Below are 25,678 nucleotides of genomic sequence, written 5' to 3'. Positions count from 1 at the left end.
ATTCACCCGGCCGCATAGTCAATCATAGACTGTGATCAAACCAAGCTGCGCTTGATTACGGGCAAGGAGGGACTCGCGTGCCGACATACCGCATTATCGTCGATTTGTCCGACCGGAGGCTGTATTTGTTAGACAACGGCCAAGTCGTCCGGGAATTTCCGGTCGGTATTGGCAAGATGGTCTCCGCTACTCCGGTCGGTCACTATACCATCATCAACAAGCAAGCCAACCCCGGAGGACCATACGGGGCTTTTTGGATGGGACTGTCCAAGCCTCACTATGGCATTCATGGAACGAATCAACCGTCCTCCATCGGGCATGAAGTATCCAAAGGCTGCATCCGGATGTATAACGAGGATGTATTGCAATTATCCCGCCTGGTTGGCATCGGAACAGAGGTGACGATCCGACCCTGATCGACTGTGTTGTATTACACTACAAGGCCTTCGAGCAATATGCCTATCACTTCATTGTAGATTTGCGGAAATTGGCTGACAGGCAGCGGATTGATCCCCTGACCGGCTTCCACTGTAAAGCCCGGGCGGCGGAACTCCAGGATGAACCAATCTTTGTAGCCCGCGTCGCTGCCTGTTAATTTGACCGGCCGGTAGCCGCTAAGCCGGGCAAACCGTTCTGCGATTTCCTCGGATTCCGGCGGTTCCAGGTCGCGATAGTTCCAATAGATTTCTCTGCCCTGAGTGTGGAAGGCAATAACGAGCCTGAAATCATTGTTTCTTGTAAATTGCGCCATGGCGATAGCCTCCGGCTCCGTTAAGGGTGCCGTCCCCGGGTAGTCTCTCGGGCCGGGCCCCGGAACCTCCCTTCGTTCTTTTTCCACTTCCCAGAAGGCAGGGAACTGGTCATTCAGATCCACCCCGCGAATGTTGGCCTTCCATCCGGTAAAATCGTAAGATCCATTGTTCCATTGGAGCAGCTCCCGATAATAAGGGTGCTGAGGCGACACTCCTTCCTGGACAAGCTCCACTCCGTCCGGGTTAACCATAGGGACAATCCATAACGATGCCTGTTCGAACAACTCCTCAGCATTCCTGCCTCTTATACTCCCGCCGGCCGCATACGCCGAGCTGTATTCTTCCATAAATTTCATTAGTAATGGAGTCGTAATCCATTCGTTAGCATGGAACGATCCGTTATAATGAACCTTCTTCCTTCCTCCTCCGATCTTGACCGCAGGAATTGGTTTTCCCATCACACTATAGCCAATGACTACGACCTCCAAAAAAGGATATCTCTGCTGAAGCAGCTCCAAATCCTCCATCATTTCCGCATAGCCATAAGGCGCGTCGGTTTGCACGATGGACATCCCTCTGCTTGGAGGCAGAACAATGGTTTGACCAACTCGCAATTGCCGCGGATCAATACCAGGGTTTGCGGCGATTAAATCGTTAAAATCGATATTAAATCGCCGCGCTATGTAATAGAACGTGTCTCCGGACTGAATGACATATTTATGGGTTGCCCGGTCCGGTATATTCAGAACTTGTCCGGGGACCAAATAATTCGGTTCGGAGATTTGCGGATTAGCGGCTAGCAGCGCTGGTACCGATAGCGCATACCTGCGACCGATGCGATACAGCGTATCTCCTTGTTGCACTACATATGAAAAGGGCATGAGCCAACCTCCTGGAAGATCGTCTATGCCCTAAACATATGATGATTTAACGTTCCGCATGCCTGCAAATGCCCACGCCACTCTATGTCATAAATAAATGGGTGATTTGCCAAACGATCGGAGTGACATGAATCTGTTCACGCAACCAGTTTTGAGTAATGATTCGGAATAGCTTAGGATCGCCGCTGCAAAAAAACTGGTGAATCGGATGATCGATCGTTCGAGCCAATTGACCGCTATGAGACAGAATAGTGCTGATTTCCCTTGCCGTTTCATCTGCTGAACTGATCAGCGACACGGATGGCCCCATCACCTCTCCAATGCTCTCGGCCAGAAAAGGATAGTGGGTGCAGCCTAAGATCAAGCAATCCATCGGATGCGTCTGGAGCGGCTCAAGCGCCAAAGCGATTTCGGATCTTACTTCTTCCCCGGAGAACAATCCTTGCTCTACCATCGTTACGAAGGTCGGGCAAGCCAGGCTCAGCACTTTGGTTTGTGGTGAAATTTCTTTAAGCGCCTGAGCATAGGCTCCGCTCTGGATCGTGCCTTCCGTTCCGATAACGCCAACTACTCCGTTGCGGGTAGTTTTAATAGCGGTCCGTGCCCCAGGTTGAATGACCCCGACAACGGGAATGGATACGGATGCCTGGATTTCCTGCAAGGCCACGGCCGTAGCCGTATTACAGGCAATGACGATCATCTTAGGATTGTATTGCAACAAATAATTTACAATTTGTCGGGTAAACAGCAATACTTCTTCGGCAGAGCGGGGACCGTAAGGTGTTCTGGCCGTATCCCCAAAGTATATGATTTTCTCCCTGGGAAGCTGCCTCATCACTTCCTTGACGACGGTTAATCCGCCCACTCCGGAGTCTAATATAGCTATAGCCTGCTGCACATTCATACGCTTCCTTTGCTGTAAATTAACTTGCTGCTTTCCTATATAAAGTATGTCGATGCCACCTCAAGCGTCCATCCAACTGAATCAAAAGACACTGAGGAAAAAAACTTCCTGAAGTACCGGCGGCTTCTATGTAAACCCGTTTATTCATTAAAATCGGACAGTAATCCGAATTCATAGCCTTCTTCCTTGATCGATTTAATAATTCGATCCAACGCCTCGATGTTCTCTTCTGAGCCTTGATGCATCAATATAATATTTCCATCGTGCAGATTGTTCATAATATCGTTGTACGGATCCTCCGCCCCGTTCTCTCTTGGCTCCCAGTCCCGCATGGCGGTAGACCAAAAAACGGACGAATAATTCATTTCAGAAACTAAATCTAGCAAATGCATACTGTACTTCCCATAGGGAAAGCGAAAAAACCTTGGAATCTCTTCTCCCGTAATTTCTTTATACATAGCTTCGTATTCTTCAATTTCCTGCTTAACCTGCTCGTCGGTTAAAGTCGTAAAATCTTTATGGGTCATCGTATGATTAGCGACAAGATGGCCGTCATCTACTAGCCTGCGCAAAAAATCAGGATGCTTCTTAACATTATATCCTGCTAAAAAATAATTTGCTTTGACATCGTTATCCTTTAACGTTTGCAGCATCGCATCCACATCACCAAGCGGTCCGCCGGTATCAAATGTTAAATATACCTTCTTTCCGGTGCCTACATAGATAACTCTATGCTCGGGCTTATACTGCTTCGTCTCGGAAGGGAATCTTGGCACCTCGCCCTTCTCCTTCTTCATATAGTACCAGGATACTGCTTCACGGCTTGGATCCGTCGGAGACGGAGAAGGAGCCGGTTTATCCGTCTGCTTCGCTTCAGACGAAGGCGAAGCAGACGGCGAGGTCTCCGGAGTCGATGCAGGAGTGGCCGTAATGTCAGGAACGACAGAAGAGCTTGGGCTAGGATTTTGCTCAGGAGCGGGACTAGCCGAAGGCCCCGGGGTCGCTGAAGCAGACGGCTGCAGACTCGGAGAAGGCGACGGGCTCGTCGCGGCAGGATCATCCTCCGGCAAAGCGGCTGGGGAACCCCCGGAGCAACCCGCTAACAGCGCTGCGGCAGTCATAAGAACGGTTAAAGAAGTACTAAGTTTAGTTTTGATTGTAATCACCTCGGGTTATCCTTGCAGCTATTCTTCCTCATTTATTCTCCAGATTGGAGAGCTTTACGGATCAACAGCTGGAGCACGGTAATCATGACAAAAGCAATGAGGGCCAAGAACGGAATCGTTATGAAGCCAAACCAATCCAACGCGTCGGTATTGCATGGAACCAGCCCGCATGAATCTGTAGACTTTTGAAGAAAAGGGGCCTTCTGAACCATGTAGTGATAAATGGAAAACAGGCCTCCCCCTATAGCAAGAGGAAGAGCGTAACTATATACTCTCTGATCTTTTTTTATCGATGCGACGGCGAACAGAATAACGAGTGGATACATAAATATTCTTTGAATCCAGCATAGCTTGCAAGGTTCATATCGGAGAACCTCGGATAGATACAAGCTTCCCATAGTGGCCACTAAAGCGACCGCAAAGCTTAAATGCATCCCGTTGTTAAGAAGGAACTTCCTCCAGTTCATGTTGCTTCCTCCCACTTGAATATCTTGACAATTGCTGCTCTACTAGCCATCGGATAATGACGAATAATCCAAGCTTACCAGATTCGCCGTTCCTTCACAATCACTATGGAACTATCTAGCAAAAGCATCGGTACAAGTCTAAAACCTGGTCCCGGTTCATAATATCGCAGCATTAAAAAAAGGACCCGGGGGGGGTCCTTTTTAGTATAATATAAAGGCGTCTTAGAATTATTTCTCCGTATCTTTCGTCTCGGACTCTAGCTCTTGCTGCTGTTCCACTGCTGCTGATTTCGCCTCTTCCAGCGTAGCTACAGCAACTTCCTTGCCAGCGTCCTTCCAGGCTTTAACTTCCTCTACTACCGTACCGGCTACATCCTTGGCTTTGCCTATCCATTCGCTAGTCTGACTGCTGACGTTGTTAGCGATTTGCTTGGTTTTGTCACCCAATTGCTGAGCTTGATCCGCCAAATCGCTCCGCAGTTCGCGTCCGGACTTCGGTGCGAATAATAAAGCCGTCACCGCCCCGATCACTCCGCCCACCAAGGCGCCAATTACAAAATCTCTTCCGTTCATTTTGTCAGACATGATCAACACTCCTTATCATTTAGATGATTTGGTCTTGAGTTCTCTGGATTTCTTCCACGATGACCAGAGCTGGGCACCCGCCACCGTCCATTTGATTAAGTCGGAAATCCGACTGCTCTGAACAGCTTGCTGAGCAGTATGCGCGGAAGTAGAAACGGTCGACGACACTTGGCGGACCGTGTTGGTAATCTGCCGGAAGGCTTCCCCCGTCTGCCCGATCGACTGACAGAGAGGGTCCAATGTTTTCAATTTTCCTTCAATATCGTTAGTTACTACTTCCGTTGCTCTAAGTAGCTTCACGGTCTCTTGGCTCACTTCGGAGAGTTCTTTTTGAATCTGCTGCAGCGTTTCGTCGGTTCGTTGCAACGAAGCTTTCGCTGCCAGCAGGGTCCGAACCAAATAGTAGACAAGAACGATGAAGCCTGCAGCAATGACCGCTACGCTAATCTCCCAAATCAATGAATCTCCTCCTTTGCCCTCCGCCATTAGGTCAAATGCCCATATACTAATATTATTATAAGGTACTTAAGACGTTTTGACACAGGAAAACGGGAAAAACTTTGAAAACTTTCATCTTTTTTGCCAAATTTGTATATTTTGAATGAAAAGTAAACGATAGAGCCTGTTCAAACCTTTTCTTCCGTTCCCATTTGGACCTTCTGACGGGCATTCGATAAAATCTCCGCAATCTTGTCTGCTGCCTCCCCGACAGAAGATGCTTGAATCCTTGTACATGACCCGCTATATTGATGCCCCGCAAAGTCATAACGCGGATCATAATAATATTCCAGCAGCAGAGAGACAGCTTCCGCATACCGTTCCTCTTGAAGACAGCTTTCGATTTGCTGCGCGGCCGGGGTATGAATCCGATTCTTAATGCGCTGGAACGCCTCCTGGCATAATTCTTTATGCTCTTCCGGCTCATAGTCATTAATGATGTTGCGGATACGCACCTCCAGCGGAAGCTCGATCATGTAATGATCCCCTCGCGCCTTGCCTTCCATAAGAAAGTCAGGCAGAACCGCCTTGCCAATTCTTTTGCTTTCGGCTTCCATGAGCACATAAGGAGCGTCTTTATATTTCAGCAGTTCCTGGATCAGCATGGATTCGAACGTTTTCTGATTGTTCGGCTTCCTGCCGATATGCCCGAAGATGGAGCCTCGATGCCCGGCCATCTTTTCCAGATCCAGTACTGGGAACCCTTGATCGGCCAGTTTCTGCAAAATTGCCGTCTTTCCCGTGCCGGTATATCCATGAAGAACGATACATTTGGACGTCAATTGGAACGAATCGAGCTTAGATACAACCCATTTTCGATAAGCCCGATACCCCCCCGCCAACCGTATCGCCCGGATGCCCATTAACGATAGCACGGTCGCTGTCGTTTTGCTACGCATCCCTCCCCGCCAGCAAAATACCGCCTTCGGGCGCTTCCCCAGCGCTTCGAATTGTTTAATGAACACGGGAAGCTTCTGCGATACGATCTCCAGGCCTTTATCCTTAGCGGCCTGGATGCTTACCTGCTTGTAGATCGTACCGACCTCCCTGCGCTCCTCATCCGTAAATAGGGGAATATTAATGCTTCCCGGAATGGTAGAATCCGCGAATTCACTTGGAGAGCGAACATCGATCAAATCCCATTCACGGGTATGAAGCCGGTTCAGCAGCTGTTCTATCTCTGTATCTTGAAACATCGTTGCTCACCTCTTCTAGTATGCTTGCATAGCTCTACTGAACCGTAATCCTCCCCGGATGGTCACTCGTCACTTCACCGATCCAAGCCGCCTCCACTCCGGCCTCTATCAGATCGTGAAGAAGCGCTTCCGCTTCGTTTGCCGGCACGGCGATCAACAAGCCTCCAGAAGTTACAGCGTCACATAGAATCCATTGCCCAATCTGGTCGATGGATTCGTCAAACGTCACTTTTCCTTCCAAATGGGCGTAATTATTTTTCGTTCCCCCAGGCACTTGACCGGCTTCCCCAAGCTCGCGGACCCTGGGCAGGACCGGGACTCGTTTATGATCGATGACTATGCCTACCCCGCTTCCTTTGGCCATCTCATAAGCATGGCCCAGCAACCCGAAGCCGGTCACATCGGTGCAGGCGTTCACCCCATACGCCTCCATCTTTTCGGCGGCCGTCTTGTTAAGTGTAGTCATCACTTGAGTAACGCGGGCTACCTCTTCTTCGCCCAACATCCCTTTCTTGATCGAAGTAGTCAATATTCCGACGCCAATCGGTTTGGTCAGAATAAGCCGATCCCCGGCCTTCGCCCCCGCATTGGTCCTTACCTTATCCGGATGAATAAAGCCGGTGACGGCCAGGCCAAATTTGGGCTCATTGTCGTCGATGGAATGGCCTCCTACCAGCGTGACTCCTGCTTCCTTCATCTTGTCTCCTGCCCCGCGCAAAATATCGGTCAGCACCTGCTTGTCCAGCTTATGGACGGGAAAAGCAACAATATTTAAAGCGGTCAGCGGCTTGCCGCCCATGGCGTAAATGTCACTTATCGCATTGGCCGCGGCCACCTGCCCGAACGAGTACGGATCGTCCACTATCGGCGTAAAAAAATCAACCGTTTGAACAAGTGCAAGATCGTCTGTCAGCTTGTACACTCCCGCATCGTCGCTTGTATCCAGCCCGACCAGCAAGTTCGGGTTGGGTTCGGCCTGAGGCAGCCCGCGCAGGACTTGTGCCAGATCAGCCGGCCCGATTTTGCAGCCGCACCCTCCTTTAGTTGATAATGAGGTTAGCTTGATCCGTTCCTCATGATTCATAGAACTCTCATCCTTTCCTTCGCTTATTATTCATTGTATCCGAGAATCCCGTCCGATAAAAAAGGCTTATGTACGGCATTTCAAAAATGCCCTCGAACGCTTCCTTTTTCTAACCTGAGCGTATCACAAAAGTGGCGGTTATGAAAAGTGAACACGTCTTACTTTGTCATACCTTCACTTATGTTATTGCATTTGAACAACCCGGTGAGCTAAAGGTATAATGCAAAAAAGGATACATCACAAGGGAGGGATGCCGAAATGAAACGAGATCAAGGTTTACAGCAAGTCAAGCAGACTCGTCTGATCGCTATTGCCAGAGGGGTTAAACCCGAGCAGATGGTAGATGCTGCGGAAGCGCTGCTTCAAGGCGGTGTGACCGTGCTGGAGGTCACTTTAAATACCCCCGATGCACTGCTTATGATTCAAGATTTACAGCAGCAATTAGGCGATAAAATGTACATCGGTGCCGGAACGGTACTGGATCCCGACGATGCGCAAGCAGCGATGAGAGCAGGCGCGTCTTTCCTCGTCACTCCGAATACGGACGAGGATGTCATTCGTTACGCCGCCAGGGAGGGCGTCCCTATTTTTCCAGGGGCAATGACCCCGACGGAGATCGTACGAGCCTGGAAGGCCGGCGCGACAGCTATCAAAATATTTCCCAGCTCCGGCCTCGGCTTGCCTTATATACAAGAGCTGATGGGACCGCTCAACCAGATTCCGATGATCGCCGTCGGAGGAATTAATGAGAACAACGTCGGTGAATATTTGAACGCAGGTTGTTATGCGGTTGGGGTGGGAGGCTCTCTGATCCACCTGAAAGAAATTGACAACGGCAACTACACTTGGCTAACCGAGAAGGCAAGCCGATTAACCCGACAAATTCAGGCCGCAGTCAACGTAGTAAATGGAGAGCGCTCAGAATGATCGATAGGCTAACATTTTTGGGAACCGGCGACTCCATGGGGGTCCCGAGAGTATATTGTGACTGTTCTGTCTGCGCCGAAGCGAGAAGCGGAGAGCTGAACAGACGGACCCGTTCCTCGGTCCTGCTGGAAAGCGGAGGGAAACAGCTCATTATCGACTGTGGACCCACCTGGGGACAGCAGATGGAGCGGCTGCGTATGAGAGATCTCGATCACCTGCTTATTACTCACGCTCATTACGATCACATCGGCGGTTTGCCCGAGTATGCCGATCTTTGTCGCTGGCTGCGCAAACAAGGAAATGTCTACGCACCTGCCGAAGTACTCCAATCGCTGCGAAGCTTTTTTCCTTGGCTGGAGAATCATCTCGTTTATCATGAAGTGGATGAAGGGCATACGTTCGGGGAATGGAAAATTCACCCCTGGCGAGTTTGTCACGGGAAGAATGGATTTTCCTACGCCTATAGATTCTCCAAGGCAGGTTATGATTGGGTGTATTGTCCCGATTCCATTCGGTTGAATGAAGAGGAAAAAAAACCTTTGTATCATCTGAACCTGCTTATACTGGGAACGAATTTCTATCAAGAGAAGGCTAATCCAATGACACGGTCGGTCTACGATATTGTAGAGGCACTTGAGCTGGTAGAGGAAGTACAGCCGGAGAAGGTATATTTCACCCACCTGTCTCATGGGATTGATCTGGCAGCCGTTGCTGATTACCGCTTACCAAAGCAGTGCAAACTCGCTTACGAAGGGCTCCAACTGCTTCTTTCTCCATAATCACCTTTGTTTTACATATGTTGCTTGCTTGCATCTGTCTGAAATAACGCTTTAAAGCCCGGCCTTTTCAAAGGTCGGGCTTTCGTTCAGACTATTTATGCTGCCAGGTCAGAATAATTCTTCCTCTAGCTCGTTCCAGAGGCAATTTTGACCGCTTTGTTATCAATTAGATAAGTGCACTTGCGCCCGCCTTTGGTCATACATTCTGTGCGTTCTACGGAAGCACCCAACAATTCCTTAAACAAAGCAAGCTCGCATTGGCAAGCCTCATTATATTGTCTGGCCACCTGGGAAATCGGACAGTTGAACTCCTTAAATACGAATCCGCCCTCTTCTCCACTTTCCCATTCCACCATATAGCCGTTCGCGTTCTGGATATCCGCCAAAAGAGCCACTCTTTCCGTTAGGGACTTACCTTCCATCTGCACCCGATACTTATCCAGTAGCTTCTCCTTGCGAAGCTGAAATAAGCGACCGATCTTCTCCTCGCCGTCTTCCACTCCGAGTTCATGTAGCAGATCTAAAGTCAATTGATGATAATTCTTCGGAAATAAATCATCAGCCGATTCGGTCAGCGAATACAGATGTGTAGGCCGTCCCATCGCCTGACGAGAGAGTCGGGTCTCCACCAAGCCGTCCCGCTCTAATGTATTTAAATGGCGACGAACGGCCATTTCCGTAATTCCTAGCTGCTTGGCCATTTCACTGACACTTAATGGCCCGTTCGTCTTCATCATCGTCAATAGCATTCTGCGAGTGGATGATTCCTGTTCTTTACTCATCCTGATCACCACCTGTAACGCCATTGTATCTCATTATGAGCGGATAGTAAATTAAACAGACCATAATGTTGAATAACTAGAGGATCTTTGGATATCCCAAGCTATTCTTATTCTCCAAGCTCTTTACGTACAAATTCTCTAACACAACTAGTAAATTCCTTAAGAAGAGCCGGCAATTGACGGATTAACGGATGCAGCCCTTCGCGGTCTAATTCTGTATAGTCCTGCACCAGCGGCTTACGGAGCTTGACCAATTCGATCAAGGGCTCCCCAATCTCACGGGGAAAAACATTCTCCCCCAGTAAAATTTCAACAATATCTTCATAGCTGCTCGCATCTCTCATCAAAAAACCATCGATCAAGAGACTTCCGATATCCGTAACAGTTTCGATGGACAAATGAAGAATACGCTCCTGGGCAAGTCCCCTTAGCAACGAACCGTCCCATTGCTGTGCCATTTGTTCACTTGCTCCCATCAGAACGGGCAAAAAATTAAGACATTTTTCAAGCTGTTCCCGATTAAGATAATACATAAACCTGCCTACTTTCCTTTTTTCTTTTTTGTCCAAAGTAGCATGGCAACGAAGGTGAAGACGACGACAACAAGAAGCACAATCGCCTGCATCGGATATTCCATGGACATAGGGTTCATCTCCTGTAAAATTGTGAATAGGCCACGACAGCTGCTGCCAGCTTTGAAGCAAACCGTTCCTTGTTGTGAACGGATGCGATGATCGAAAGGAATCATCAAATAGATCATAGCATTCTAAATGTTTTTCAAGTAAAGAAGGATGTTCCATTAACTCTTTTAGTGTATCCCTGCGAATTGCGACCGTCAAGGCAGCTTGGCCCCGCCCAGTTGCTGTACTTCATAAGGACAAGTAAAAACTGCCACAGTATAAGCGGCAGTATTTAGAAGTTTGTTAATTTAGTCAGATCTGTGAACTTAATACGCCAGACTATTCGAAAGCTCCCACAATAATTTGTATCTCCATAAATAAACACTAACCGCCCTTCAGTTTGGCAAGCAGTGCCCAGCGTCTTTCCAAACGTTTCTTATATTTGGGAAGTCCCCGATAAATATCTAATGTTTCGACATAGGCTTTGCGGGCTTCCTGCTGGCGTCCGAGCCTTTCATATAGCTGCCCCAACCGATAGTAAGCTTCACAGGATGAAGAGTGTACCTCCCGAAATTGCTCCAAATAAGCTAGCGCTTTGTCCGGAGATGTATCAGCGAACGCTTCCCCCAGCCTTAAATAGGGCTCTCCATAACGAACTCTGGGATTCAACTCAAGGCTGCGGAGCATATGTCGCTCTCCTTCCTCCAGTTCTCCGAGATTTAGTTGGCACATACCTATCCCGAATTGAACATCCGCAGACTCTTCCATAATGGGTTCAATTTCTTGCAAGTAAGATAAGGCTTCTCTATATTTTTTCTTGCCGATAAGCAGGTGGGCTGCCTCCAGTTTACCGCTCGTTTGATGCGGTTGAAGTCTCAATTCCTGCTGCAGCTGCCTTAACCTGCGGTTTTGTCGAAACGGCTTAGTAATGCTTGGTGCCAATCCGAGAAATTTACGATCCAACAAGTAGAGAACTACTAATAAGATAATGACCGCCAGGAATGGATTCCCTATCAGCCACCAAAGCAGTGCAAACACGAATATGTTTCTCAATACCACCCCTCCTAACCTTCTCCGACCATCGAATTATAGACAGTGTCTGTATAACTCTTCTATTTTATCAAAAACTTCTCACTACACCTATAAATTTTATTTACTCCCTCTCTCCATCGAACCATGTTATTTTTGCTCGACTAATTTCTCATACCCTTCGCTTTGAGCAAAGATGCCGCCGTTCAATGAATAAAAGGAATCGTTCAAGCGGAATATGCCTTTATCTGCAACTGTCCAATCGGCATGGCCGTATGGATGTAGCTCGCGCATTTTCTCCCATCTTTGGTAGTTCTGATGACCATTGGATTCAAGCAGGCCTACCTTCAAGCCCGGGACAGGCTCGAGTCTTGCAGCTACATTTTTATTCCAATCTACCATCCACGGGCTTGCCGTCAAATCAGCACAAAAACAAGGAATTTTGCTCTCATGAGCAATTTTAGCCGTTTTCAGACTGACACTCAACGTTTTAGCAACCGGCTTCAAGGCAATAGCGCCGTATCCGAGTCCTATTCTTGCCTCCGCGTCTTTTTCGTTATGAACACTTTCATCGGCAGCAATTCTCACTGGAAGATCGGATACATCCGTTTCATCACTTTCAGGGAATGGTTCCTCCAGAAGCAAAATCTGGTTCAATGCACCGATCCGGTCCGCATGGTCTAATAAAGAAAGAAGTCGATCTTTACTGTCATAACGTCCATTTGCATCCAAATAATAAGCTATTCTGCCGTTTTCCGTATTCTCGGTTGTTCGATCACGAGCCAATCGATGAACCGCTTCCAGTCTTTTTATATCCCATTCCAGCATTTGACTCCGATCCCCGTTTTGACCAGGATCAGCACCCAGCTTAATTTTTAATACAAAGTAACCTTCATCCAGCAAGGCCGTAATGTCCTCATCCGACATTCCATATGGAATTAAAGGAGTGCTTGCCAGAGCTGCATGCTTATAAGAAAGAACTGAACGAAAATCTTCCGGAACAAGCTCATCAAAAGAGGGTGTACCTTTCTGACGGGCATATAGCTGCCAAGCGGCAAAGTCAACAGGAACTAAAGAATTTAAAGCGAAGGTTAGCCGCAAATCGGGATAGGTTAGTTCCTTGCCATAATCATAAACAGGTTGAAGAACTTCATCCAGCAGTTCAAAAGGTTCCGCATATTCACCCGAAGCGGCCTGCAATCCTCTGTAAGTCATTTCAGCCATCGTCTCATTTCCCTTGTCCCCTCCAAAGCGGTCAAACACATCTGCATCTGACCAAAGCACGCTTTGTACACCCAGCCCTATTCCGGTCCCTCTTTCTTCATCCTTAAGCAGTACGATAGACTGCCACAATTCATCTATATAGCCGCCTTTAAAACCAAATGGAGCTATTAACTTCTCTCTAACTACTGCATGTTTAAACTGAGAAATGTTCACTTTTAAATCCACCTTTCACCAGATGATTGCGCTTTTATTATAGACGCTTGCCAAGCGCCAATCCATAATAAAGCTCGGTATGTAAGTAAATGCAGGATGTAAGAAAATTCAGTATGTAAGAAAATTCAGTATGTATTTAGTATACCAACATGCTCACAATTTTGGCACAAAGTTGTTAGAAAGGAGATTTGCTTGCTCCATAAAGGGGAGTTACAATAAGATTGTCGGTTCTAGGATTTAGAAAGGGGTCTGACCGTATGAATAAACAAAAAGCCCTTCAATGGGGAACAAAGCGACAGATAGGAAGAGCAAAGTTTTTGATTAATTACTGTATTCTAGGGATTGGTCTTTCCTCTGCAATAGGTCTTACCTTGCTCGAGTTTATTGTGATGCATGATATTTTCTGGCAGTTTGCGGTCATTCGCCTTCTTTTCTTTCCTGTGCTGAGCTTTCTATTCGGTATTGCCTACTGGGATTCGAAAGAACGTAAATACGCGGAATTTATTAATTCCACAACAACAACAACTGAGTCTCCACAAAGATAAAATAACTTAAATCTAACAAGAGTTGGCTAGGAGCAATCAAAACTAATTCAAGTAATTCAAATCAACTTAAAATAACTTAACTTAACTCAAACTAATTCAAACAGTGCAACCAAAAATAACGAAAATAATCAAAAGTCTCTGACCACAAAAGTCCGAGGCTTTTTTCATTCCTCATTAAGGGTTATGCCTTTAAAAATGCGTTAGGTCTCCCCCTTACTCTAACATCTTCGCCCCTTTTGAGACTTATCCCCTTGACTCAGAAGCTCACTTTTATAATTACGCCTGCACTCATCGTTAGTAATAGTCCTTGAGTAATAACTAACTTAAATTGTTATAGTGTAACGATCTCTACATCAATGGTCTCTACTCGTTATAGTTAAGTATCTCATCTTACAGGCGGTTTTACTCGCTATAGTATTACCTCTACACATTAAGTAAATTTCTTTACTTGTTATAGAGTACCTCCACTTACAGCATGATCTTTACTCGTTATAGTAGTACCTCCACTGACAGAGTGTTCTTTACTTATATAGTAGTACCTCTACTTACAGCATGATCTTTACTTGTATAGCATTGCATCTTTTTATTAAGTAAGTCTCTTTATTAAATATAGCTATCGATTCCATGATTTTTTTATTGTGTTGACTAAAAAATATTCTTTTAAGACTTGAAATACGAACGTATGTTCTATATACTTGATATAAGTATAATTCAAGGGGGAGTGTTGTATGATTAAATTAAAAGTGGATGAACAAGCTATCATAAGTCATTTCAACACCGAAGAAGCCTGCGAGCAGTTTTTATTTCTAATTAAATGGCCTGAAGGCTTTTTATGCCCTCGATGCGGACATAATCATTCTTACACCATTAAAACACGCAGAATCCCCCTCTACCAATGCCGTAATTGCCGATATCAAACATCTGTAATCACTGGAACAATTATGGAAGGAAGTCGGACTTCTTTACGCAAATGGCTGCACTCCATTTATCTTGTATCACGGATGGAAAGAGGAATTAATGCCGTTCAGTTGAGCACATTAATCCAAGTTACTTATAAAACCGCCTGGTCCATATTGAGAAAAATTCGTCAGGCCATAACTCAAGCAGATGACCGGCAGCCTCTATCTGGTCTCATAAGAGGAGGGTTTGCCGTGTATCGCCCTCCATATTGCTCGATATTGGACCTGCCGCCACAACATAGTCCGTTGTTCGCCGTTGCTTCTCTCGATTCGGATGATGCCGTTGTTCAACTTAAGTTGAAAATAATTCCTTCCCGGCATATGAACACTGCCTCTGCCCTTCCATCTGGGCATAGACATTTCATCGAGCAGCATGTCAGCACCGAAGCCGATGTTATCAACATTGAGACTAAACCATTTCGTTTTCCCCGCATTGCGCTGCTGCGAAAGTACTTTAGAGAAGCCAGGTCATGGATCAATAAAACATTTAATGGGATAGGGCCTAAATATTTGCAAAATTATTTGGACGAATATTGCTTGCGCCTGAATACAAAATTTCAAAATAGGCACCTGCTCCACTACCTTACTCGTATTTGCCTAGGAGCACCGATTTAATGAATCATACCCACCCGGACTTACAGAAACAATAAGATCATTCCTGATTATTATATCCTCTTCGAATTTTACTGGTATTTTGGTCATTTTTCGTGATCACTTCATTTCGTTACTTCTCTTGATCTCTTCTCTTTGTCCCCCCGCCTAATCACTCTTCTTGGTCATTTTCTTGGTCTGTCTTCTTGGCCGTTTCTCTTGATTACTTCTTTCGTCTTCTTGTTCATCTTTTTCTGAGCCGAGGGGATAATAGTCGAAAGCTCCGGAACTCAGCATACAGCCATAATTCAGCCAACTTGCACTAAAAAGAACATCCACCGGTATAAACCGATGGATGGGAACTTCATTATTTTGGAAGGTATCAACAAATTAGTACCGGATTTCTTTACCTTGCTCACTGGACTCGTAAATTCCGCATAGAATCTTCATCATTTCGACTCCGTCTTCTACCGGGCTCAATGTTTCTTTACGACCATTACAAGCATCGATAAAATGATTGATTTCATTTTGGAAGCCTCCAGTAAATTCGAACGTTGGATGATCGATTTGAGGCGTAACATTTAAGATAGTATCGTATTTCTCGGTAACGATGGTCAGTTCAGGCTCGACTTCCGCCCCACCTTTTGTCCCATAAAGCTTAACTGTCAGTTCGTCTTTCTTGGCATGAAGCGTAAAGCTGACGTCGACCATTAAGGAGGCCCCGTTTTCAAAGCGGATCAACGCATTGGCTGCATCCTCTACAGTATTCTTATTAGCGTCATAGTCCGCTGCTCTATAGAAGGCAAGATTTTTAACGTTGCTCCGATTTCCAAGCTTGTTATAAGCATTACCAGTAATCGATTGGACTTTAGGTCTGCCCATCAAATACCAAGCCAGATCAATGACATGAACTCCGATATCGATTAGAGGACCGCCACCGGAACGTTCCTTGTCGGAGAACCAGCCTCCCGGATTACCCAGTCTGCGCAAGCACGAGGCTTTAGCGTAATAAATTTCTCCAAGATCGCCCTTGTCGATAAATTCCTTGAGTACTTTAGTATTGCCGCCATAACGTCTAACAAAACCGACTTGCAACACTTTGCCGCTGCGTTTGACTGTTTCCTCAACTTGCAGGGCTTCCTCGACTGTTTTGCAAAGCGGCTTTTCGACAAGTACATGCTTACCGGCCTCTAATGCTGCAATGCTGATCGGAGCGTGTGTATTATTCCATGTGCAAACGCTGACCGCATCGATTTCAGGCAGAGCCAGAAGCTCATTATAATCTGTAAATATTTTAGATGCACCATATTTCTCCGCTTTTTCTTTCGCTCTTTCCTCATTCAAATCACATATAGCGTAAATTTCGACTTCCGGATTTTTGTGATAAGCGTCAAGATGAACACCCGAAATAGATCCCGCGCCGATGACGCCGATTTTCATTTTTTTCATTAGTAATCCTCTCCCTAATTTTTTACTAATCTCTAATTTATCCGAAACGTTGGAGATGTTCAACTAAATTGGCTAATTTACAAAATAAAGTTGAAATTCAACAATTAATTTATGTAGCAACTTACTCTCAATCCATGGCTGAAACGTTCCCGTTGCTATTTGTCCTAGTTAGCCGGGGAACCATTAATGGCGTCTTCATAATAAGACCAGCCTTCCCCTACATGCTCCGGCCGATGAGCATCAGAGCCAAAAACAATAGGAATGCCCATTTCAAGACAACGGTTAATAAACCAAACAGGAACATAAGGTTTGCCACAAGTCGGAACACGCAATCCGGCCGTGTTAACATCTATCCCTACCTTGGCCTCAGCCAGCTTCGGCAGCAGCGCCATAAGCCTCTTCTCCTGCTGATCTGGGTCAATCGGCGGGAGAGATTTGCTAAACTTTTCAATCAAATTGACATGACCCAGCCTTCGACTTCCTGGAAGCTTCACGGCTAACGAAATAGCTTGCTCAATCTGGTTGTAATATTCATCCACTACCTTTTCCATCGAGCCGTAGTACCCAAGCAACCCCTCTTCAAAATCTTGCGGAGTGTAATCCAGGCACCTCATTCCTTTGTTACCGGGCAAAAAGTGCAGTGAGATAACCCAATCTTCCACTTCCCGATGGCATTGCTCTACTAGCTCCAGAGTATACTCCGGTTTGCCGGGCAAATAATCGATTTCCAAGCCCGTCCAAACTTCCAAGCGCCCTTCATACTTACGCTTGTGCTCGGCAACATAGGTAAAGTAAGCTGGAAGTTCCGTTGCATCCATGGCCATTTCGCTCTGCAGCTCTGCATTTTCCATCCAATTTGTTGGCAATGGAGAGTGCTCGCTGACGGTATACCGGGTAAATCCCAATTCAACTGCCCTATCTAAATACCGCCCCAGTTCTGCGGAGGTGCCATGAGGACAAAAGGCCGTATGAGTATGGCCGTCCCATTTTGGAATATGAATCATTAAATCTGGCTCCTTTGTATACTTTGTGCTGCTTGTTCTCTTGCATTATAACCGATTCATAGCAGCTTGGACAAAAAAATAATCGCATAAAAAGATGAATCGCTTCTATCGCTTAGCTCGCGTCACCTGAACATTGAATGAAAAAGGATCGCTCTAATGAGAAAAGAGCGGCCTCAATCCCGTTATAGGCTAAATATCTATTCCCTTACGGGCTTTTACAGCATACGATACACTACACCAGGGAAGGAGAGTATGAATGTGAGTGAGATGAAAACTAGAGACAACCAGAAAAAAGCGGATAAGCCATTGTCCAAAAAAGACGTATTGGAGCTGAAAAAATCGCTTCTATCGGTCCGCAAAGATCTGGAAAAGAAACGAAACGAATTGAAAGGCCGCGTCAGCTATATGCGTAAGCTATCCGACAGCCAGGAAATTCCGGAATGGGTGCAGGACGTTCAAAAGCTGTATACACAAAAGGATTATTCTTATTGGAAGCTGATCCGAACCTTGAACAAACACAAGATGCTTTAGGGAAAAAATGATCTCTAAAAAATAATTTTACACTTTATCTCTAATGATAGGTTCGGATTCGGCAGGTGCACCCCCAGTATGGACTTTCAAAGCTTCCGCTGCAGAAGAACCTATCAAAATACTCTTTCCTTCCAGAATAAATTGACGAATATGCTTGACCCTGCTTTCCGCATCAATGCCCTGATTGGAACCGATTTGCACGATACCCGATACAGATACTCCCTGAATATCTATAGCCCCGACTTTAATAAATGGAGATTCGTTAATGAAACGGACATTCACCGGTTCCCTTCTAGGCGGACTCGGAATCGGATCCCGAAATATTGGGTAGTCCAGATCCTCCCCTTCTCGCCCATAATAAAAGGTACGATTACGTTGGACAGCAAATATCAGCGATTCAGGGGTGAGCCTTAGGGAATCCCCAATTTGTACAATAGAGCTAAACTCGATATCTTTGGCTCTTAACAAACCTACCACAGAAATTCGCAGTCTGGACATGCTTCTACCTTTCGGCAGCCAAAGAAACGAAGGGCCCGACAATAAGTGATTCTGGAGGAGTATCGAAGGCGGAGGCCAAGTTAATCGTTTCGGTATCACCTACCAGCAAGACAGAAGAAGACGTCACTCCGATCACCCGGATTAACCCTACTTTAATTTCCTTGTTCACTACCGTCATTTTCACTCTGTTTCACTATCCTTTCCGGTCTGTTTATTGAAATATTGTTCAATCGCGATACGAATGTCCCGTTTGACCCTTTCCAATATATCTTTTTCTACAGCGCCTTCATCAGCGGCTTCGGAGCGGAGCTTCTTCATATAGACGATAATTCTCGGACCGACTTGATTACGGATATCCTCTACAATCGCATGGCGAAATTCCTCGGAAAGCTCTATCCCGTAATTCGATTCAAACCAACGAATCTCCCTCGGAATTTCCTGATCGATATAACGGTCAAGCTGCTCTTTAAGCCGGGGAAAAAAGAGGTCGCCCTGCTCCTCACTGACCTCTCCTTTTTGAGGTATCACCAGATCCTCAATTTCTTTCCCATTCGGATTCAAACCTATATTCAATGTCCCCTCCAGCTTTTCCACCTTCAATTGGTCAAAATGATATTCGATTTTTTCCACGTTGGTCCTCTTGTAATTTTTAAGCTCCCGTATATCTTCTCTCATTTCTAGAAGGACCTGTTCCATGCGGTCCATCTTTTCTTGCTGCCGGACCATAAATACGTACATATCCTGAATCCATTTAATCAACCGAGGATCGATATACATACCGCACACCTCCCGTAGTATAGTGTATGCGGAGGTAAGAACAGGCCATGACTGAAACTCCCAGAGCTCTATTCAGTGCTCGGGGGAACGTTAGGAGATCCTTCATTAGGATGGCCCGGGTAATGGAACAAAAGAAACGGAGGAAATGGCTTCGAACTCAGGGACCGGACCCTTAAATCCCCCAGTATTGTATAAATTCGATAGAGATTTAATCATGCCCGCGCTGCCAATTTGCAAAACCGACGAATTGGTCACCGCTTCAATACGAAGCGTATGAATAGTTATCGTTTGATGAACAGTTAAGTTCATTACGGGCCCACCTTCTCCGCAGTGGAATCAACCACATCACGATCATTCGTATTCGTAGCGTTAATGCCGTTATTCGTTAATGGCAGATCACCAGTTATGAACGATCCCGAACCGGCGAATGTTTTTGACGTACTGGTAGGTGACAGAAAGACTGCATCACCGAATTGGACTATCCCGCCCGAGCCGACGGTTAAAATTTTGACATTTCCGACGATGGAAGGCACGGATGAACCTCCTTTTCGGCTTAATCAGAACTATTTCATCAAGAGGGCGTGCACTTATAAACCTATTGTATGTAGTTAAATACCCAGATGTTCATTGGCAGCCTCCTCCAAATAGCAATACAATCCACACTTCAAAAAAGTGTCCAATGCTGCTTATAAAACATATACTGTTTGAGCGAAAGACCTAATTAGAAAGGAAAAGAAAAATGAGTGATAAAAGCAGCGATTCATTCGATTGGAAAACATTGGAGAAGCTATTGGGAGGACCGCTTCCATTTATGGCGGAAGCGGTGAAGCAACGAACGCAGGGAGAGCCTTCCTGGGTCGAAAATTACGTTAAACAAATTTTACAGGGAACATCAAGACGGAATACTAAAAGCGAGATTGAGCATGAAATCATCGAAAGCTCCAACGATCTCACCGTGAAGCTAAAGCTTCCTGATAAAGTTAACCCCCGCTCATTAAAGCTGCTTGTCAATCATAATTCGATAAAGTTAAACGGGTTATTCGAGGGAAAGAGTCATATTATCCGGCTTCCCAAACCTGTCATTGGCGAGTCAGCCAAAGCGGTATTTAAAAAAGGGGTGTTGATAGTGCGAATCCCTAAAGAATACGGTGGTGATTTCTTCAACGAGATCCGAATTCGTGTTTAATGGAAAATTGAGGGGAATTTAACATTTCCGCTAGTGTATAACTCAATAATATTGCGGAAAGGCTAGAAGCATAGATTGTGACGATTAAGAGGATTAGAACTATGTTCAAGGAGGCCGGTTAAATGGTAGATAAGGAGCCCGAATACATTCTAACGGATTTCGATAGTCACGGCGAGCTTCTACAAGACCTTGTGGAACTTGAAACGAAGATCCGCAGCCGGATGGGGGAGCACGTTCATCTCATTGCTTACACAAGGCACGAGGAAGTAAGTGGCTGCAGAGCCGGATTGTCCGACTAGTGACGGGCAATCCGGTTTTTATTTCTGGAAAAAGCGAATCAAATAGAAGACTAAAGAACCGACCACACTCAAGATAAGGCAGGTGACGATCGGAAAGTAGAATTTGACATTTTCCTTCTCTACCACAATATCCCCGGGCAGCCTGCCTAAATTCAGGAAACGCCCTCCGATCTGCCAAATTAATCCTAGCGCAATAAGAACTACTCCGCCAATAATCATCATCTTCGCTATCGGATTCATCAGATGGATTGCCCCCCTTCTTATTATTGTCTGTTCTTCTTATTATACATTAAAAACCCCTGAGTCATCCTGCCGCACAAAAGATACGGCAAGGGCTATGACCAGGGGATTATCAATGGTTCATAATCAATATCTATTAAGCCAATTCGCGGATAGCAATCGCTCTGCTTTCGCTCACAGAACGGTTGGAGGCCTCCATAAGCTTGGTCAAATCAGCAGCTAACTGAATATTTTCAACAGCTTCCGTTCCATTATTGATATGGTCTATCCATTGCTCGAAGGCTGTTTTGTCATCCTGTGGAACTGGAACGTTAACTTTCCACTCGTCGACATATTCCTGCCCCATGGCTGTACTGCGTATAATCATTTTCTCATCGTGGGTCGAATAAAGAAGACTGCCCTCTGTGCCGTGAACCTCCAAGGCAAAAGGAGAAAATCGGTTAACGAACCCGGCTTCGACGATACCGATGGCTCCATGGTTGTATTGAAGCACGCTGACCGCATTATCTTCCACTTCCCGTCCCGTGATGTGTCCATAGGTCGCGCTTACGGTGTCGGGCATGCCCAGCAGCAGACGGACTAAATACATCGGATGACAGCCCAAGTCGATCATTGCACCGCCACCGCACTGCTCTTTATTGAAAAAATGGGCGGGCAGCCAGCCCGTGGGTGACTGGTCCGTTGGAATAGCCCCATTATGAGATAAGCGAGAACGGACGAGCGTTACTTGACCGAGACGATGGTTCTCGACCACTTCGCGCACTGCTAACGTATAGCCGAAATAAAGTCTCGGTAAGGAAACCATCAGCTTGACTCCGTTAGCCTCAACTGCATCCAGAATGGCCCGGACCTCTTTCCAGGTCGGTGCGATTACTTTCTCGGTAAATATATGTTTGCCTGCTTCCGCAGCGGCAATAAGGACCTCTTCGTGCATCGTTGTGGGCGTGTCGATAATAACAGCATCCACTTCTGCAAGCATATCTTTGTAGCTCTCGAAAAACTTGATTCCTTTTACTTCAGCAACTGCGTGGCCCCGCTTCGGGTCCTCGTCCCAGACCGCAGCTAATTCTGTTAGCGGATGAGCCTCCACCTGCCTGGCATAATCTCCGGCATGAACATGCCAATAACTGGCCATTCCGATTTTAAGCATCCTCACTTCACCCCTGTTATCGTGATATCTACATAGTAGCATATCAGAAGGGATGGATATACTAAATCCTGCCATATAATAATCTAGTTTAGTCCAGCTTCACCCTCTGAAGTCTCAGCGCATTGAGCACGACGGAAACCGAGCTCAAGGCCATTGCAGCCCCAGCCACCCAGGGAGCCAAATAACCTGCCGCCGCGATCGGAATGCCAAAAGAATTATACGCAAGTGCCCAGAACAAATTTTGCTTAATATTGTTCATCGTTTTGCGGCTCATGTATATGGCATCCGGAATGCTTCTCAGATCGCCTCTCATCAGCGTGACATCTGCAGCTTCCATCGCCACATCCGTCCCGGTGCCAATGGCCATTCCGATATCCGCCGTCGCGAGAGCCGGAGCATCGTTGATGCCATCCCCGACCATGGCGACTTTGTGCCCTTCGCTCTGCAGCTTCTTCACCTGCTCGGCTTTGCCTTCGGGAAGCACTTCCGCCAGGACTCGATCGATTCCGACTTGCTTGGCAATCGCCTCAGCCGTCCGCTCATTGTCTCCTGTCATCATGATGACAGCAAGTCCCATTTCATGCAGACGGGCCACGGCTTCCCGCGAAGTCTCCTTGATCGTATCGGCGACCGCAACCATTCCCGCGAAGCGTCCTTCCGCCGCTGCCAGCATAACCGTTTTGCCGATTTGCTCCATTCTTTCTTTATCGTCGACAGCTTCCCGCGGAATGTGGATTTGGTGCCGATCCATCAGCTTTGTGGTCCCGACGAGAAGCTCCTGGCCCTCCACCGCAGCGCGAATGCCGTAACCGGGAATGGCTTCGAATTGCTCGGCTTGCGGCACTTCAATGCCTCGTTCGACAATTCCGGCAACAATCGCTTCGGCCAGCGGATGCTCCGACGGCTTCTCTGCCGCAGCGAGCCATCTCAGAAAGCCGGCCTCCTCCACTCCCGGAGCTGGGAGCACATCCGTCAATTCCGGTTTGCCCTTGGTGACGGTTCCGGTTTTATCCAGCACAACGGCGGTGATCCGATGAACGGATTCCAAATGCTCTCCGCCTTTGAACAAAATTCCGGCTTCCGCCGCCCGACCGGAACCGGCCATAATGGAGGTGGGCGTAGCCAAGCCAAGAGCACAAGGACAGGCAATGACGAGGACGGTGATCGCTTTTTCCAGTGCTCCTGCAAATTGCCCCGGTTCTATCATAAAAAACCATAGGATAAAAGTAACCACCGCAATCGCCACAACGACCGGAACGAAAATTCCGGATATCCGGTCAGCGACTCTTTGAATCGGTGCCTTGGAGCCTTGCGCTTCTTCGACGACTTTAATGATTTGCGCCAATGCCGTTTCCTTGCCGACTTGAGTCGCCCGAAAGCGCAGGGAACCGTTTTTATTGATTGTGGCTCCAATGACCCGATCTCCCTTTCCTTTTTCTACCGGTATACTCTCTCCGGTCAGCATCGATTCATCGACTGCCGATTGTCCTTCGACAACTTCCCCGTCTACTGGAATTTTTTCTCCCGGCTTGACCAAGACCAAATCGCCCGCAACAACCTGTTCAACCGGAATATCCAGCTCCTGACCTTCCCGGAGGACCCGGGCGGTTTTGGCCTGCAGCCCCATCAGCTTTTTGATCGCTTCCGAGGTCCGGCCTTTAGCCAGCGCTTCAAAAACTTTACCGAGAATAATTAATGTGATCAGCACCGCACTGGTTTCATAATACAGAGCTACCGTATGATGCATACTCCCGCTCCACCGAAGGGTTAAATACAGGCTGTAAAAATACGCCGCCGATGTCCCGAGAGCGACCAGAACATCCATATTGGCACTCTTATTCCGCAGTGCTTTGTAAGCTCCGACATAAAACTGCCTTCCTATTATAAATTGAACGGGAGTCGCCAATGCAAATTGAAACCACGGATTCATGAAAATTTCCGGCATCCAAATAAAAGAAGTAAAACTAAAGTGGCTGACCATCGACCACAGAAGCGGCAAAGATAAAATAGCCGATATAATCAGCTTGGTCACTTGGGTCTTAATTTCTTTCTTCCGATGATCCGTTGATCCTGATTCTTCTCCTTTAGGCACGCCCTTATAGCCAAGCTGCTCGATCTTCTTCGTTAAATCTGCAAGCTGGAGTTCGGCTTCGGAATAATCTACATGAGCCGTTTCCAAAGCAAAATTAACGGTCGCTCGGGTCACCCCCGGCATTTTGTTCAGTCCTTTTTCAATCCGGTTCGCACAAGCGGCACAGGTCATTCCCGTGATTTGCAGCTCGACCGATTGCTTGACCGTGTCATAACCGAGTTGCTGGATTTTTTTCTCCAACTGGGTGGAATCGACTTGATCGGGGTTATAAGCTACGGTAGCTTTCTCCAAAGCAAAATTAACCGAAGCAGACTCGACCCCGTCCATTCTGCCCAGTCCTTTTTCAATCCGGTTGGCGCAAGCGGCACAGGTCATTCCCGTGATTTGATAAGTGCTATTTTTGATTTCTTTGATATTCTCTTTAGCTTCCAATGTTCACACCTCGCTCGATGACTATACCCCCATAGGGTATAAAAAACAGGTAAGAAAAGCTCCTTTCGGAGCTTAAATGACTATATGGTATAGTAACCTCATTGGGCAAATTTTAACCACAATTGTTTGAGTACAACTAACCCAAGTGGTGAGCATTTTCCTAAAAGGTCGCAAATACGCCATACTTCGTTGCCGTTAACAGATTCCGTTCTTAGACTACATCGTAGCCCTGATCCTCAATAGCGTTCTTGATTGTATCTTCCGATATTTTCGATTCGTCAAATTCGATAGAAACCGTCTTAGCGGCCAAATCGACCTTGCCGGCTGCGCCAAGCTTCTCGAGCGCACCTTCTACCGAGTTAACACAATGTCCGCAGGACATCCCTTCTACTTTAAGAACAATGGATTTCATCAATAAGTTCCCCTTCCTTATTTTAATTTTGTATTTATTTCATAAGCTTATTCATTGTTTTCATCAGCTCGTCGATAACATCATGATCCCCTTCTTCGATTCTTTCCACGACACAGCTTCTCATATGACCTTCCAAAAGCATCTTGCCTACGCTGTTCAATGCCGACTGAATGGCGGCTATTTGGTTAAGCACATCGTCGCAATAGGTATCTCTCTCGATCATCCCCTTAACCCCGCGAATCTGCCCTTCAATTCGGTTCAGCCGGGTGATGAGATTGGTCTTGATTTTATCGGAATGATGGCTCTTTCTTTCCGCCCCTGCAGCACAGTGGGCTTCGTCCATCTCCGTCAGGTGATCCATGATCAACACCTCCTCGATGTTTTCATATTACCATACCCCCGCAGG

The 25,678-nt window shown here is 46.6% G+C and carries 32 protein-coding genes; 8 read left to right on the top strand and 24 right to left on the bottom strand.

Features of this window, described 5'->3' with window-relative positions:
• Positions 1 to 77: 77 nt before the first annotated feature.
• Positions 78 to 416, top strand: a complete 339-nt coding sequence (locus tag KJS69_RS14790) for a L,D-transpeptidase (RefSeq protein ID WP_213584552.1) — start codon at positions 78 to 80, stop codon at positions 414 to 416.
• Between the two features lie 14 nt (positions 417 to 430).
• Here KJS69_RS14790 and KJS69_RS14785 read toward each other — a convergent pair whose 3' ends face one another.
• The 8 genes from KJS69_RS14785 to selD form a co-directional block, all read right to left on the bottom strand.
• Positions 431 to 1,633: a M14 family metallopeptidase gene (locus KJS69_RS14785; protein WP_213584551.1), complete on the bottom strand. Its 1,203-nt coding sequence runs from the start codon at positions 1,631 to 1,633 to the stop codon at positions 431 to 433.
• Positions 1,634 to 1,715: 82 nt separating this feature from the next.
• Complete coding sequence (racE, locus tag KJS69_RS14780; protein WP_213584550.1) at positions 1,716 to 2,531, bottom strand: glutamate racemase; 816 nt, start codon at positions 2,529 to 2,531, stop codon at positions 1,716 to 1,718.
• 146 nt (positions 2,532 to 2,677) lie between these two features.
• On the bottom strand, positions 2,678 to 3,703 hold the full coding sequence (locus KJS69_RS14775) for a delta-lactam-biosynthetic de-N-acetylase (protein WP_249730534.1): 1,026 nt from the start codon (positions 3,701 to 3,703) through the stop codon (positions 2,678 to 2,680).
• 32 nt (positions 3,704 to 3,735) lie between these two features.
• Positions 3,736 to 4,170, bottom strand: a complete 435-nt coding sequence (locus KJS69_RS14770; RefSeq protein WP_213584549.1) for a disulfide oxidoreductase — start codon at positions 4,168 to 4,170, stop codon at positions 3,736 to 3,738.
• Positions 4,171 to 4,398: 228 nt separating this feature from the next.
• A complete protein-coding gene (locus tag KJS69_RS14765; protein ID WP_213584548.1) occupies positions 4,399 to 4,755 on the bottom strand; it encodes a YtxH domain-containing protein in 357 nt (118 codons plus the stop codon).
• A gap of 15 nt (positions 4,756 to 4,770) precedes the next feature.
• A complete protein-coding gene (locus KJS69_RS14760) occupies positions 4,771 to 5,214 on the bottom strand; it encodes a DUF948 domain-containing protein (protein ID WP_213584547.1) in 444 nt (147 codons plus the stop codon).
• 167 nt (positions 5,215 to 5,381) lie between these two features.
• Entirely contained in the window at positions 5,382 to 6,449 is a 1,068-nt protein-coding gene (gene mnmH / locus KJS69_RS14755) for a tRNA 2-selenouridine(34) synthase MnmH (RefSeq protein WP_213584546.1), read from the bottom strand.
• A gap of 34 nt (positions 6,450 to 6,483) precedes the next feature.
• The gene (gene selD / locus KJS69_RS14750) at positions 6,484 to 7,533 is read right to left on the bottom strand and encodes a selenide, water dikinase SelD (RefSeq protein ID WP_213584545.1); all 1,050 of its coding nucleotides are present in this window, start codon (positions 7,531 to 7,533) and stop codon (positions 6,484 to 6,486) included.
• A 258-nt stretch (positions 7,534 to 7,791) separates the two neighbouring features.
• On the opposite strand from selD, the gene KJS69_RS14745 reads away from it, so the two are divergent.
• Both KJS69_RS14745 and KJS69_RS14740 read left to right on the top strand, forming a co-directional pair.
• Positions 7,792 to 8,460 carry a bifunctional 4-hydroxy-2-oxoglutarate aldolase/2-dehydro-3-deoxy-phosphogluconate aldolase gene (locus KJS69_RS14745; RefSeq protein ID WP_213584544.1) on the top strand — a complete coding sequence of 223 codons (669 nt, stop codon included), beginning with the start codon at positions 7,792 to 7,794 and terminating at the stop codon, positions 8,458 to 8,460.
• Positions 8,460 to 9,239 carry an MBL fold metallo-hydrolase gene (locus tag KJS69_RS14740; protein ID WP_213584748.1) on the top strand — a complete coding sequence of 260 codons (780 nt, stop codon included), beginning with the start codon at positions 8,460 to 8,462 and terminating at the stop codon, positions 9,237 to 9,239. Before KJS69_RS14745 ends, KJS69_RS14740 begins: the two co-directional genes overlap by 1 nt.
• 125 nt (positions 9,240 to 9,364) lie before the next feature.
• Here KJS69_RS14740 and KJS69_RS14735 read toward each other — a convergent pair whose 3' ends face one another.
• The 4 genes from KJS69_RS14735 to KJS69_RS14720 form a co-directional block, all read right to left on the bottom strand.
• On the bottom strand, positions 9,365 to 10,021 hold the full coding sequence (locus tag KJS69_RS14735) for a helix-turn-helix transcriptional regulator (protein ID WP_213584543.1): 657 nt from the start codon (positions 10,019 to 10,021) through the stop codon (positions 9,365 to 9,367).
• A 107-nt stretch (positions 10,022 to 10,128) separates the two neighbouring features.
• Positions 10,129 to 10,554 carry a DUF86 domain-containing protein gene (locus tag KJS69_RS14730; RefSeq protein ID WP_213584542.1) on the bottom strand — a complete coding sequence of 142 codons (426 nt, stop codon included), beginning with the start codon at positions 10,552 to 10,554 and terminating at the stop codon, positions 10,129 to 10,131.
• Positions 10,555 to 11,025: 471 nt separating this feature from the next.
• On the bottom strand, positions 11,026 to 11,700 hold the full coding sequence (locus tag KJS69_RS14725) for a tetratricopeptide repeat protein (RefSeq protein ID WP_374706641.1): 675 nt from the start codon (positions 11,698 to 11,700) through the stop codon (positions 11,026 to 11,028).
• Positions 11,701 to 11,820: 120 nt separating this feature from the next.
• The gene (locus KJS69_RS14720; protein ID WP_213584540.1) at positions 11,821 to 13,107 is read right to left on the bottom strand and encodes an enolase C-terminal domain-like protein; all 1,287 of its coding nucleotides are present in this window, start codon (positions 13,105 to 13,107) and stop codon (positions 11,821 to 11,823) included.
• A gap of 257 nt (positions 13,108 to 13,364) precedes the next feature.
• Here KJS69_RS14720 and KJS69_RS14715 point away from each other — a divergent pair, with 257 nt between their 5' ends.
• A complete protein-coding gene (locus tag KJS69_RS14715) occupies positions 13,365 to 13,652 on the top strand; it encodes a hypothetical protein (protein ID WP_213584539.1) in 288 nt (95 codons plus the stop codon).
• Between the two features lie 728 nt (positions 13,653 to 14,380).
• A complete protein-coding gene (locus KJS69_RS14710) occupies positions 14,381 to 15,226 on the top strand; it encodes a transposase (RefSeq protein WP_213584538.1) in 846 nt (281 codons plus the stop codon).
• 366 nt (positions 15,227 to 15,592) lie between these two features.
• Here the strand turns inward: KJS69_RS14710 and KJS69_RS14705 are convergent, their stop codons facing one another.
• Positions 15,593 to 16,651, bottom strand: a complete 1,059-nt coding sequence (locus tag KJS69_RS14705) for a Gfo/Idh/MocA family protein (protein WP_213584537.1) — start codon at positions 16,649 to 16,651, stop codon at positions 15,593 to 15,595.
• Between the two features lie 164 nt (positions 16,652 to 16,815).
• Entirely contained in the window at positions 16,816 to 17,655 is an 840-nt protein-coding gene (hisJ, locus tag KJS69_RS14700) for a histidinol-phosphatase HisJ (protein WP_213584536.1), read from the bottom strand.
• 258 nt (positions 17,656 to 17,913) lie between these two features.
• On the opposite strand from hisJ, the gene KJS69_RS14695 reads away from it, so the two are divergent.
• The gene (locus tag KJS69_RS14695) at positions 17,914 to 18,186 is read left to right on the top strand and encodes a hypothetical protein (protein ID WP_213584535.1); all 273 of its coding nucleotides are present in this window, start codon (positions 17,914 to 17,916) and stop codon (positions 18,184 to 18,186) included.
• A gap of 27 nt (positions 18,187 to 18,213) precedes the next feature.
• Here KJS69_RS14695 and KJS69_RS14690 read toward each other — a convergent pair whose 3' ends face one another.
• The 5 genes from KJS69_RS14690 to KJS69_RS14670 form a co-directional block, all read right to left on the bottom strand.
• On the bottom strand, positions 18,214 to 18,684 hold the full coding sequence (locus KJS69_RS14690; RefSeq protein ID WP_213584534.1) for a spore germination protein GerPE: 471 nt from the start codon (positions 18,682 to 18,684) through the stop codon (positions 18,214 to 18,216).
• Between the two features lie 4 nt (positions 18,685 to 18,688).
• A complete protein-coding gene (locus tag KJS69_RS14685) occupies positions 18,689 to 18,862 on the bottom strand; it encodes a spore gernimation protein GerPD (RefSeq protein ID WP_374706644.1) in 174 nt (57 codons plus the stop codon).
• 2 nt (positions 18,863 to 18,864) lie between these two features.
• A complete protein-coding gene (gene gerPC, locus KJS69_RS14680; protein WP_213584532.1) occupies positions 18,865 to 19,461 on the bottom strand; it encodes a spore germination protein GerPC in 597 nt (198 codons plus the stop codon).
• Positions 19,462 to 19,566: 105 nt separating this feature from the next.
• Positions 19,567 to 19,770, bottom strand: coding sequence for a spore germination protein GerPB (locus KJS69_RS14675; RefSeq protein ID WP_213584531.1), 204 nt, complete (start codon positions 19,768 to 19,770; stop codon positions 19,567 to 19,569).
• The gene (locus tag KJS69_RS14670) at positions 19,770 to 19,994 is read right to left on the bottom strand and encodes a spore germination protein (protein WP_213584530.1); all 225 of its coding nucleotides are present in this window, start codon (positions 19,992 to 19,994) and stop codon (positions 19,770 to 19,772) included. The genes KJS69_RS14675 and KJS69_RS14670 overlap by 1 nt, the downstream gene beginning before the upstream one ends.
• Before the next feature lie 206 nt (positions 19,995 to 20,200).
• Between KJS69_RS14670 and KJS69_RS14665 the strand changes: the two genes are divergently transcribed.
• Both KJS69_RS14665 and KJS69_RS14660 read left to right on the top strand, forming a co-directional pair.
• Positions 20,201 to 20,647, top strand: coding sequence for an Hsp20/alpha crystallin family protein (locus KJS69_RS14665; protein ID WP_213584529.1), 447 nt, complete (start codon positions 20,201 to 20,203; stop codon positions 20,645 to 20,647).
• 122 nt (positions 20,648 to 20,769) lie between these two features.
• Entirely contained in the window at positions 20,770 to 20,946 is a 177-nt protein-coding gene (locus KJS69_RS14660) for a hypothetical protein (protein WP_213584528.1), read from the top strand.
• Positions 20,947 to 20,964: 18 nt separating this feature from the next.
• Here KJS69_RS14660 and KJS69_RS14655 read toward each other — a convergent pair whose 3' ends face one another.
• The 5 genes from KJS69_RS14655 to KJS69_RS14635 all read right to left on the bottom strand — a co-directional run bounded on the left by KJS69_RS14655 (position 20,965) and on the right by KJS69_RS14635 (position 25,633).
• Positions 20,965 to 21,186 (bottom strand): DUF2905 domain-containing protein, encoded by a 222-nt coding sequence (locus KJS69_RS14655; protein WP_213584527.1) that lies wholly within the window; start codon positions 21,184 to 21,186, stop codon positions 20,965 to 20,967.
• A 136-nt stretch (positions 21,187 to 21,322) separates the two neighbouring features.
• On the bottom strand, positions 21,323 to 22,336 hold the full coding sequence (locus KJS69_RS14650) for a Gfo/Idh/MocA family protein (protein ID WP_213584526.1): 1,014 nt from the start codon (positions 22,334 to 22,336) through the stop codon (positions 21,323 to 21,325).
• 88 nt (positions 22,337 to 22,424) lie between these two features.
• On the bottom strand, positions 22,425 to 24,860 hold the full coding sequence (locus KJS69_RS14645) for a heavy metal translocating P-type ATPase (RefSeq protein WP_213584525.1): 2,436 nt from the start codon (positions 24,858 to 24,860) through the stop codon (positions 22,425 to 22,427).
• A gap of 211 nt (positions 24,861 to 25,071) precedes the next feature.
• The gene (locus tag KJS69_RS14640; protein WP_213584524.1) at positions 25,072 to 25,272 is read right to left on the bottom strand and encodes a copper ion binding protein; all 201 of its coding nucleotides are present in this window, start codon (positions 25,270 to 25,272) and stop codon (positions 25,072 to 25,074) included.
• A gap of 34 nt (positions 25,273 to 25,306) precedes the next feature.
• Positions 25,307 to 25,633 (bottom strand): metal-sensitive transcriptional regulator, encoded by a 327-nt coding sequence (locus tag KJS69_RS14635; protein ID WP_213584523.1) that lies wholly within the window; start codon positions 25,631 to 25,633, stop codon positions 25,307 to 25,309.
• Positions 25,634 to 25,678 lie beyond the last annotated feature (45 nt).

Origin of the sequence: Paenibacillus sp. J2TS4, assembly GCF_018403245.1 — a bacterium.
Taxonomy (GTDB): Bacteria; Bacillota; Bacilli; order Paenibacillales; family NBRC-103111; genus Paenibacillus_L.
This window is presented reverse-complemented; position numbering and strand designations above follow the sequence as displayed.

Coding starts and splice junctions, on each gene's coding strand:
- KJS69_RS14785 (WP_213584551.1), bottom strand. CDS start 1,633: ATGCCCTTTTCATATGTAGTGCAACAAGGAGATACGCTGTATCGCATC.
- KJS69_RS14770 (WP_213584549.1), bottom strand. CDS start 4,170: ATGAACTGGAGGAAGTTCCTTCTTAACAACGGGATGCATTTAAGCTTT.
- KJS69_RS14765 (WP_213584548.1), bottom strand. CDS start 4,755: ATGTCTGACAAAATGAACGGAAGAGATTTTGTAATTGGCGCCTTGGTG.
- mnmH (WP_213584546.1), bottom strand. CDS start 6,449: ATGTTTCAAGATACAGAGATAGAACAGCTGCTGAACCGGCTTCATACC.
- selD (WP_213584545.1), bottom strand. CDS start 7,533: ATGAATCATGAGGAACGGATCAAGCTAACCTCATTATCAACTAAAGGA.
- KJS69_RS14745 (WP_213584544.1), top strand. CDS start 7,792: ATGAAACGAGATCAAGGTTTACAGCAAGTCAAGCAGACTCGTCTGATC.
- KJS69_RS14735 (WP_213584543.1), bottom strand. CDS start 10,021: ATGAGTAAAGAACAGGAATCATCCACTCGCAGAATGCTATTGACGATG.
- KJS69_RS14730 (WP_213584542.1), bottom strand. CDS start 10,554: ATGTATTATCTTAATCGGGAACAGCTTGAAAAATGTCTTAATTTTTTG.
- KJS69_RS14715 (WP_213584539.1), top strand. CDS start 13,365: ATGAATAAACAAAAAGCCCTTCAATGGGGAACAAAGCGACAGATAGGA.
- KJS69_RS14710 (WP_213584538.1), top strand. CDS start 14,381: ATGATTAAATTAAAAGTGGATGAACAAGCTATCATAAGTCATTTCAAC.
- KJS69_RS14705 (WP_213584537.1), bottom strand. CDS start 16,651: ATGAAAAAAATGAAAATCGGCGTCATCGGCGCGGGATCTATTTCGGGT.
- hisJ (WP_213584536.1), bottom strand. CDS start 17,655: ATGATTCATATTCCAAAATGGGACGGCCATACTCATACGGCCTTTTGT.
- KJS69_RS14690 (WP_213584534.1), bottom strand. CDS start 18,684: ATGTCCAGACTGCGAATTTCTGTGGTAGGTTTGTTAAGAGCCAAAGAT.
- KJS69_RS14685 (WP_374706644.1), bottom strand. CDS start 18,862: ATGACGGTAGTGAACAAGGAAATTAAAGTAGGGTTAATCCGGGTGATC.
- gerPC (WP_213584532.1), bottom strand. CDS start 19,461: ATGTATATCGATCCTCGGTTGATTAAATGGATTCAGGATATGTACGTA.
- KJS69_RS14675 (WP_213584531.1), bottom strand. CDS start 19,770: ATGAACTTAACTGTTCATCAAACGATAACTATTCATACGCTTCGTATT.
- KJS69_RS14665 (WP_213584529.1), top strand. CDS start 20,201: ATGAGTGATAAAAGCAGCGATTCATTCGATTGGAAAACATTGGAGAAG.
- KJS69_RS14660 (WP_213584528.1), top strand. CDS start 20,770: ATGGTAGATAAGGAGCCCGAATACATTCTAACGGATTTCGATAGTCAC.
- KJS69_RS14655 (WP_213584527.1), bottom strand. CDS start 21,186: ATGAATCCGATAGCGAAGATGATGATTATTGGCGGAGTAGTTCTTATT.
- KJS69_RS14650 (WP_213584526.1), bottom strand. CDS start 22,336: ATGCTTAAAATCGGAATGGCCAGTTATTGGCATGTTCATGCCGGAGAT.
- KJS69_RS14640 (WP_213584524.1), bottom strand. CDS start 25,272: ATGAAATCCATTGTTCTTAAAGTAGAAGGGATGTCCTGCGGACATTGT.
- KJS69_RS14635 (WP_213584523.1), bottom strand. CDS start 25,633: ATGGATCACCTGACGGAGATGGACGAAGCCCACTGTGCTGCAGGGGCG.